The organism is Enterococcus sp. BSD2780061688st2 D3 (assembly GCF_005844145.1).
In the GTDB taxonomy this organism is placed as follows: Bacteria; Bacillota; Bacilli; order Lactobacillales; family Enterococcaceae; genus Enterococcus_B; species Enterococcus_B durans.
The window spans coordinates 125,242-133,163 of record NZ_SPHN01000009.1; the positions used below are offsets into that span (position 1 = coordinate 125,242).

The 7,922-nt window shown below is 34.2% G+C and carries 7 protein-coding genes and 1 pseudogene; 7 read left to right on the plus strand and 1 reads right to left on the minus strand.

All coding sequences use genetic code 11. The features are described 5' to 3' along the window. Nucleotides 1–26: 26 nt before the first annotated feature. Nucleotides 27–2,024, plus strand: a complete 1,998-nt coding sequence (locus FGQ66_RS09085) for a hypothetical protein (protein ID WP_138302243.1) — start codon at nucleotides 27–29, stop codon at nucleotides 2,022–2,024. 75 nt (nucleotides 2,025–2,099) lie between these two features. Here FGQ66_RS09085 and FGQ66_RS09090 read toward each other — a convergent pair whose 3' ends face one another. Then, complete coding sequence (locus FGQ66_RS09090) at nucleotides 2,100–2,435, minus strand: helix-turn-helix domain-containing protein (protein WP_002354523.1); 336 nt, start codon at nucleotides 2,433–2,435, stop codon at nucleotides 2,100–2,102. A gap of 128 nt (nucleotides 2,436–2,563) precedes the next feature. On the opposite strand from FGQ66_RS09090, the gene FGQ66_RS09095 reads away from it, so the two are divergent. The 6 genes and pseudogenes from FGQ66_RS09095 (at nucleotide 2,564) to FGQ66_RS09120 (ending at nucleotide 7,863) form a co-directional block, all read left to right on the plus strand. Then, nucleotides 2,564–2,779, plus strand: a complete 216-nt coding sequence (locus FGQ66_RS09095) for a helix-turn-helix transcriptional regulator (protein ID WP_002404111.1) — start codon at nucleotides 2,564–2,566, stop codon at nucleotides 2,777–2,779. Between the two features lie 36 nt (nucleotides 2,780–2,815). Beyond that, on the plus strand, nucleotides 2,816–3,178 hold the full coding sequence (locus tag FGQ66_RS09100) for a zinc ribbon domain-containing protein (RefSeq protein ID WP_081134540.1): 363 nt from the start codon (nucleotides 2,816–2,818) through the stop codon (nucleotides 3,176–3,178). Nucleotides 3,179–3,223: 45 nt separating this feature from the next. Then, nucleotides 3,224–3,550 carry a hypothetical protein gene (locus FGQ66_RS09105; RefSeq protein ID WP_034691945.1) on the plus strand — a complete coding sequence of 109 codons (327 nt, stop codon included), beginning with the start codon at nucleotides 3,224–3,226 and terminating at the stop codon, nucleotides 3,548–3,550. A gap of 683 nt (nucleotides 3,551–4,233) precedes the next feature. After that, a pseudogene (locus FGQ66_RS15820) lies at nucleotides 4,234–4,527 on the plus strand (hypothetical protein); the annotation flags it as partial. Between the two features lie 506 nt (nucleotides 4,528–5,033). Then, nucleotides 5,034–6,629: a type I restriction-modification system subunit M gene (locus FGQ66_RS09115; protein WP_044383147.1), complete on the plus strand. Its 1,596-nt coding sequence runs from the start codon at nucleotides 5,034–5,036 to the stop codon at nucleotides 6,627–6,629. Then, nucleotides 6,619–7,863: a restriction endonuclease subunit S gene (locus tag FGQ66_RS09120; protein WP_138302244.1), complete on the plus strand. Its 1,245-nt coding sequence runs from the start codon at nucleotides 6,619–6,621 to the stop codon at nucleotides 7,861–7,863. The genes FGQ66_RS09115 and FGQ66_RS09120 overlap by 11 nt, the downstream gene beginning before the upstream one ends. The last annotated feature ends 59 nt before the right edge of the window (nucleotides 7,864–7,922 follow it).

A 7,922-nucleotide genomic window follows, 5' to 3' on the forward strand; every position in this document is an offset into this window, starting at 1 on the left:
CAGAATTTTATAAGGAGGAAACACAAATGGAAACATCAATGATTAATATTCCAATTTATGTAGATAAAGAAAAATTATTAGAGAAGCCAGTTACAAAAAAAGAAAAAACTGATGTAAGAGATAGGTGTTTAGATAACTATAGAGAAGTTACAAGAGATGAGTTTGTAGAGATACTAAATTCATCACAATCATTTATTCCAAGCAAGACAAAGAATAAAGGCAATGACAAGGAGAGTTTTGTGGAAACCAGAGTAATTATTCTGGATGTTGATAACACTGTTAAAGATGAGAAGGGGAAGGTAGTAGATTTGAGTAAAGATGATAGTAGATACTTAAGCATAGAAAAGGTTTTATCTATCAATTTAGTTCATAATTCTGCGTTTGCGATACAAAAAAGTATTCGGTACTCTGAAAATCTAGAAAAATACAAGATTGTCTTTCTATTAAAAGAAGCAATTACTGACTATGGTAAAATGGTTGCTGTTTACGAATACTTGAAAAAGAACATCCCCGGGTGTGATGACAATGTAAATGCTTCGAATAGAATGTTTTTTGGAGGATATAAGTCAGATGCAGTGATAATAATTAATGAAGACAACATGTTAGATATTACTGAGCTTCCGATTGATTTTACCATGACATGTTCTAAAAATTGTCAAAGTGATTCAGGGAGAGAGTATGAACTAGTCAATGAAACCGATTTTGTTAAGTTGATAAAAAATGACGACAAAGAAGAAATGAAACAGTGGTTTAAAGACTGCCTGTTTGATTCCTCCGACATGTCTTTTAATGAGATTTATGAAAGATTGTTAACCATTGATATGAATAAATTACTTAAGTCAAGTAAAAACTTAAGATGTCTGTTTCACAACGATCATAATCCCTCTGCTAGTATTTTTACCAGTAAAACTGGGCATTCCATTTTTTATTGTCATTCCAGTAATTGTGATATCAGTGAAAATTTTATTGGAGTTGTGATGCTAATTTTAAAGAAAGACAGTCGGGTAGAAACATTTAATTGGCTATTAGAGAACCTAGACTTGTATCCTACACATTTTCGAAAATTGAAAGAGGAATCAAAAGTACTTTTTGACACTCTTGAATCAATGAAAGACAAACTTTTCAGGACAATAAGGAATTATCTAGAGGAAATGCGACGTGTCTATGATGTCTTGCTTTCTGATGTTAATTTTTTTGATTATAGTAAGGAAAGTGTGACTTGTATTTTGTCGGGGGAACAATTAGCTAAAAAAATGAGTTTTTACTATGGTAAAACTTATGACATAGATAAATGTAATAAGTTACTATCACTTATGACTTTTATAGGATTGATAAAAAAATTAGATGATGAAGATGTTCCTTTGAAGATGCTCGAATACCTAAATAGGTTAAAGGAAGAGAAAGCGTTAGGAAACTTTAATCATAAGAGAAGCAATGTCTATCGATTAGACGTTTTTAATGCAACTTCTGTGATTCAAAAATTGAATGAAGATATCCTTCCACTTCTGGAAAAATTTCATTTTACATATCAATATTTTTCTTATGAATGGGTTAAGATATGTTTTAACGAAAAAGAGGCTAAAAGAGTATTTCCTCAAAATTCCCGATCAGAACTTAGCAAGGAAAAACAATTGATTTTAGATGAAGCACATGAAGTTTTACAGGGCTTATCGTGGCAAGGAACATATATAATGACAGAGAAAGAACTTACTAACACTGTTTGTGAACGTCTACGTAATGTTGGGAATAACAGCGTGGAAAATGCTTTAAAAGAAAACAGAGGCTACTTTGTTAAACAAGGATTCACTCTTGAACGAGCTTCTAAGGATATTAAGAGACTATACAATGTGAAAGCAAGTAGTAGTTTTTTAGTCTACCTAGCAAAAGGAGCAGGGATAGATGAAGTAATAAAAGAATTGATATTATCAGGAGTTGAATTAGTTCCTCTTTATCAATTTACAAGTGTAACAAGAGATGATGGACGGAGAGTAAGGAAGAGAAAAGACCCAATTGTATTAAACTAGATAGGTTATCCATAGCTCTTAATCTTATTTCATCTCAATACACCCACCGTTAAAGTTCGGTGGGTTATTTATTTTTCAATCTTTCAATAGCTGATTGCGTTCATTTTCTTGCCTTTTTAATAGCTTCATATAGTCAATTGTTCGAACTGCATCTTCAGTGCTAAGAGAACGATAGAGAGCCAAAAACTCTTCCTCATAATCTACGACAACATTGTCTAGAAAATGGCTTACAGGGGTTCCTAGGGCTCTAGAAAGAGCTGTTAAGCTATCGAGGTTAGGTTCTGTTACAGAATTTTCCCATCTTGCTACTGCCTGTTGTGTAGAGAAGATTTTTTTAGCTAATTCTTTTTGTGTCCACCCGAGAGCTTTTCGCTTTTCTCTAATGACCTTTGCATATTGTTTCTGTTTCATTAATACACCCCCCTTCTCAGTAGAATACAACAAGTTGTTGTATTTGTAATGATATTTGAAGTTTTTATATATTTTATGAGTTGAAATACATCATATTGTTGTATATAATAAAACAGGAGGGGAGAATCATGAAAAAAGTAAGTAATCTCAGCCGATACAGAAAAGAAAAAGGATTTTCTCAAACTGAGTTAGCCAAAAAAATGAATGTTACACAGCAATGTGTAAGTTCGTGGCAAACAGGGAGAACGATTCCTAAACCCTATCAAATGAAAATGCTTTCTGAGATATTAAGTGTACCAATAAACGAGCTGTTTTCTGATGTGTTTAATAAAGTAAACAGTTAACTAATAAGCAATTGAATGATTTTAGGAGGAGAAGACATGTATTGTAGAAAATGTGGTAAAGAATTAACAGATGAAAGTAAGTATTGCCAGTTTTGCGGAGCATTACAAGAAACAGATGAGACAACTGGAGCAGACGAAGTAAAGAAAAGTACTGAGCAGACATTTAGTGAAATGAAGGAACAAATCGTACATGGACAAGAGACAGGGAAGCTGTATTTGATTATTGGTTGGGTTTCTATGGTAGTATCGTTAGCATTTATTCCTGTTGTATTTGGTGCTGTTGCTGTTATTATGGGCTACTTATATGGAGAAAAAGATGAGAAAATGGGTACGATTTTGATGATAGCAGGGGTAGCTGGAGCAATCTTTGGTGTACTTTTAGGGATGTCAATGTACTGATGAGAGGGATAAGAGCAAATTATTTTGGAGATAGGAGATAAAAAGTTGAATAAAGTAAATATGAACAAGAAGTTTGTCATTATAGGTATTGTTGTCTTGGCTATTATAGGTATAATTTTTTCAAGAATGACGGGTTCATCTGGACTAGAGAAGTCATCTGAACCATTGGTAACTCAGATTTTACAAGAACAGTATAACTTAAATCGGTCATGTGATGATGTGACGATCACTCATGATAATGGTGATAACACGTACCGGGCTAAAGCTACGTTAGACAATGGAAGTGCTATCAATATAAATGTCGAGTACTATCCAAAGAAAGACCGTGTATATGTAGAGATACCATATACTGAGGTGTTAATGTTAAATTGATTTAAATGTATTATGTATACCGTCCAAACAGGAACTCCTAAAGGTGTAAGCTTACTAAGGAGTTTTTTTGATTCCCTGTAAATAAAATACTAATATAGATGAGAAAAATAATGTTATAATAATTGATGGAAATTGTTTTTAAAGAGCTTTAAAAATTGGGTTCTTACATTGTTGATTAAATGCTTTAAAAGAGGAGCTTTATGATGAAAAAGAATTATTTAAAAACAGGTATATTTTTGGTTATAGGAACTATACTGGTTATTCAATTATCAGGTTGTAGAAATAAAGATAAAGATTTCTATGGATATTGGTCAGGAACTGCTGAGAAAATTCCTGTAGACTATAATTTTAAAATAACTGAAGACAGAGTAATAGAACTACAAAAAAATGGTGAAATGGTGGATTTTAAGTATACTCTAAGACATAAAAAATTTGATTCAACTACATTTCGTTCAATCATGATATCAAAAGATGAATTAGTTAAAGCGATTCCAGAATTAAAGGAAACCACGGGAATAAGCAATATAACGTTCATGCCTATTGACGGTGAAAAAGATAAATTAACTGTGTTGGTAAATTTGGATGAACACTTATCAACAGCCACTCTTTATAGGACTACGAAAGATGAGAGTCCAATTGGTAAGGTAGAAAAGAAAAACGATACAATATCAAGACAAACTGTAGATAAAAAAATTGATACGTTCATAAAAACATACGCGGCTATACCACCTACTTGGAAACTTGTAAATGAAGATAAGGGAATAACGATAAATACTGATACAGAGATTCCGACTGATGCTCAATCTTTATCAGATTTATTAGCTAATCTAACAGGTATCAGTAATGCAGTTACAGAGCAAGTTGGTAAAGATATCCCACTTAGGTTACTTGAAAATGGGAAAAAAGATTATTCTGTGGTATTTAAGAACGGACAGGTAACTGATTACAACGAAGTATTTAAAAAAGTTATTGAATAACGGTTTTTCCATCTTTTTATTAATTACCCCACCCCGTTGTTATATGACCGTACTTATACATCTCCAGTAGCTTAGGATAAGCTACTGGGGGTATTTTTTTTTCGGATTTGGAGCCCGACTATATTTATTTGTATCTGAAATGAAACGGAGATAGTCTCATTAAACGTTGATATATAAGTGTTTTAGACTGTTTCAGGTAGTGATTTTAGTGAAAAAATTTTTAAGAAATTTGTATATTTTATACTACTAGACAGTACTGTTTTTTTATGAAAAAATCATATGTAATTGTTTCATATGTATCTGAAATGGTTCTAAAGATAACTATGTAGAAATATAAAAAATAAGTTAACGATCAGTCTAAGTTATATCAAACAACGTTAGACTCCTTTCGCGTAGTTTATTAGCAAGAATAAGTTTCTTTCTTTTTTTTTGCTTTTTCTAAAAGGGAGTATGCTAAAATAAGAGGGTATATAGCAACTTTAAATAAGAGATAGGAGTGTATCTTTTTGGGTGCAGAATTAAATCAAAAATTATTTAGTGCGGCAGATAATCTCCGTAGTAAAATGGATGCGTCAGAATATAAAAATTATTTATTGGGGCTGATTTTCTATAAATATTTATCCGACCGTTTGTTGGAACAAGTGGTTCTTTTAGCAGATGAATCCTTAGAGGAATATGACACAGTAAGCAAACAAACGATGTTGTATCGTGAATTACTTTCAGATGAAGAATCAAAAGAAGACCTGATTGCCACAATCGTTGATATTTTGGGGTATTCGATCTCACCAGAGTATCTTTTCAACGTCTTAGCGGATCAAGCAAAACAAGCAACGTTCCAATTGAATGATCTAAACAAAGCCTTTGTGCAATTGGCATCTACCTACAATCAATTTAATGGGTTATTTGATGATGTGGATCTCCAATCAAAAAAACTAGGAACAGATGAGCAACAACGAAATGTGACGATTACCGAAGTCATCAAGAAATTAAATGATGTAGAAGTTTTAGGTCACGATGGGGACGTGATCGGGGATGCGTATGAATTTCTGATCAGTCAATTTGCTTCAGAAGCAGGGAAGAAAGCAGGAGAATTTTACACGCCTCATATGGTTTCTGATATGATGGCACAAATCGTGACGTTAGATCAAAAAGAACGACGATTCTTTAGTGTTTTTGATCCAACGATGGGTTCAGGTTCATTGATGTTAAACGTACGTAACTACTTAACTCACCCAGATAACGTTAAATATCATGGGCAAGAATTGAATACAACGACATACAATCTAGCAAAAATGAACTTGATTTTACATGGGGTAGATGCCGAAGAAATGAATCTCCGCAATGGGGATACGTTGAATAAGGACTGGCCAACAGATGAACCTTACACATTTGATGCAGTAGTGATGAATCCACCTTATTCGGCTAACTGGTCAGCAGATACGACTTTCTTAGATGATTCTCGGTTTAATCGTTATGGGAAATTAGCGCCAAAATCCAAAGCAGATTTTGCGTTTCTTCTTCATGGGTTCTATCATTTGAAGGAAACAGGTACCATGGCCATCGTCTTACCACACGGAGTTTTATTCCGTGGCGCTGCAGAAGGGGTCATTCGTCAAAAATTATTAGAAGACGGCAGTATTTATGCTGTGATCGGTATGCCTGCGAACTTGTTCTTTGGTACATCGATTCCCACGACGGTGATTGTATTGAAGAAGAATCGTCAAACTCGAGATGTATTATTCATTGACGCTAGTCGAGAATTTGTCAAAGGAAAAAATCAGAATAAATTATCGGAAGAAAATATTCAAAAAATCCTCGAAACCTATGCTGAAAGAAAAGATGTCGAGAAATACGCTCATTTGGCAACCTTTGATGAAATCAAAGAAAATGACTATAACTTAAATATCCCACGCTATGTAGATACTTTCGAAGAAGAAGAACCAATTGATATGGTTCATGTCGGAAATGACATCAAGAAGATACGACAAGAACAGCAAGTGCTAGAAAAAGAACTTTTAGAAGCTATCTCTTCCCTGCAAACAACACCTGAAAATGAAGCGTGGTTGCAAGGTGCGTTGGAGGTGTTCAAACATGAGCAATGATACGCAACCAGAAATTCGGTTTCCTGGATTTACGGATGATTGGGAACAGCGTAAGTTAAAAGAATTTGGTAAATCTACCGGCGGAACATCTATTGAATCTGAATTTGTTGAAGGCGGAAAATATAAAGTAATCAGTATTGGAAGTTATTCTGAACAAAGCGTTTATACAGACCAAAATATACGTGCAGAATTGACAGATAAAACGAGAAACCGTGTATTAAATAAAGGTGATTTAACCATGATTTTGAACGACAAAACCGCATCAGGAAATATTATAGGACGTGTCTTGCTTATTGATAGCAACGATTCTTACGTGTATAACCAACGAACAGAAAGAATTGAGCCGGATCATAAAAAATATGATTCTCAATTTTTATATCATATGCTTAATGCACCAATGATACGTTCAAAAATTATCAAACAGGCACAAGGAAATACTCAAATTTATGTGAACTGGTCAGCGATTGGTGAGTTGGATTACTTGGTTCCAAATCTTGATGAACAACGTGAAATTGGTGCGTTTTTCTTCAACCTAAACAACCTCATCACTCTTCATCAGCGTAAGTTAGATTTGCTGAAGGAAACGAAAAAAGGATTCTTACAAAAAATGTTCCCTAAAAACGGAGCAAAAGTACCAGAAATTCGTTTCCCAGGATTTACGGAAGATTGGGAAGAGCGTAAGCTATCAGAAATGGCTGGCTTCTCAAAAGGGAATGGCTATTCTAAAGCTGATTTAGTAGAAAAAGGGCACCCTGTCATTTTGTATGGTCGGCTTTATACGAAATACGAGACCGTTATTGAAAAGGTTGATACCTTTGCAGAATTGAAAGAAAAGTCGGTTATCAGTAATGGCGGAGAAGTCATTGTTCCAGCATCTGGTGAAACCCCAGAAGATATCTCAAGAGCCTCAGTCGTTGATGTTTCAGGTGTTGCTCTAGGTGGAGACTTGAATATCATCAAGACAAAGTCAGAACTTAACCCAACTTTTTTAGCTCTTACAATCTCAAATGGAAGTCAGCAAAAAGAAATGACGAAACGAGCACAAGGAAAATCCGTTGTTCATTTACACAATTCTGACCTCAAAGAAGTCAACCTACTCTGTCCAAAACTTGATGAGCAAGTGAAGATTGGCTCGTTTTTCAAAAAGTTAGACGTAGCCATCACCCTTCATCAACGTAAGTTAGATTTACTAAAAGAAACGAAAAAAGGCTTCTTGCAAAAGATGTTTGTTTAGGGAGGGAAGAAGAATGAAAATTAGTCACCGTGAGGAAGCGGAAGTCGAAGAACAGTTGA

Coding starts and splice junctions, on each gene's coding strand:
- FGQ66_RS09120 (WP_138302244.1), top strand. CDS start 6,619: ATGAGCAATGATACGCAACCAGAAATTCGGTTTCCTGGATTTACGGAT.
- FGQ66_RS09085 (WP_138302243.1), top strand. CDS start 27: ATGGAAACATCAATGATTAATATTCCAATTTATGTAGATAAAGAAAAA.
- FGQ66_RS09100 (WP_081134540.1), top strand. CDS start 2,816: ATGTATTGTAGAAAATGTGGTAAAGAATTAACAGATGAAAGTAAGTAT.
- FGQ66_RS09090 (WP_002354523.1), bottom strand. CDS start 2,435: ATGAAACAGAAACAATATGCAAAGGTCATTAGAGAAAAGCGAAAAGCT.
- FGQ66_RS09095 (WP_002404111.1), top strand. CDS start 2,564: ATGAAAAAAGTAAGTAATCTCAGCCGATACAGAAAAGAAAAAGGATTT.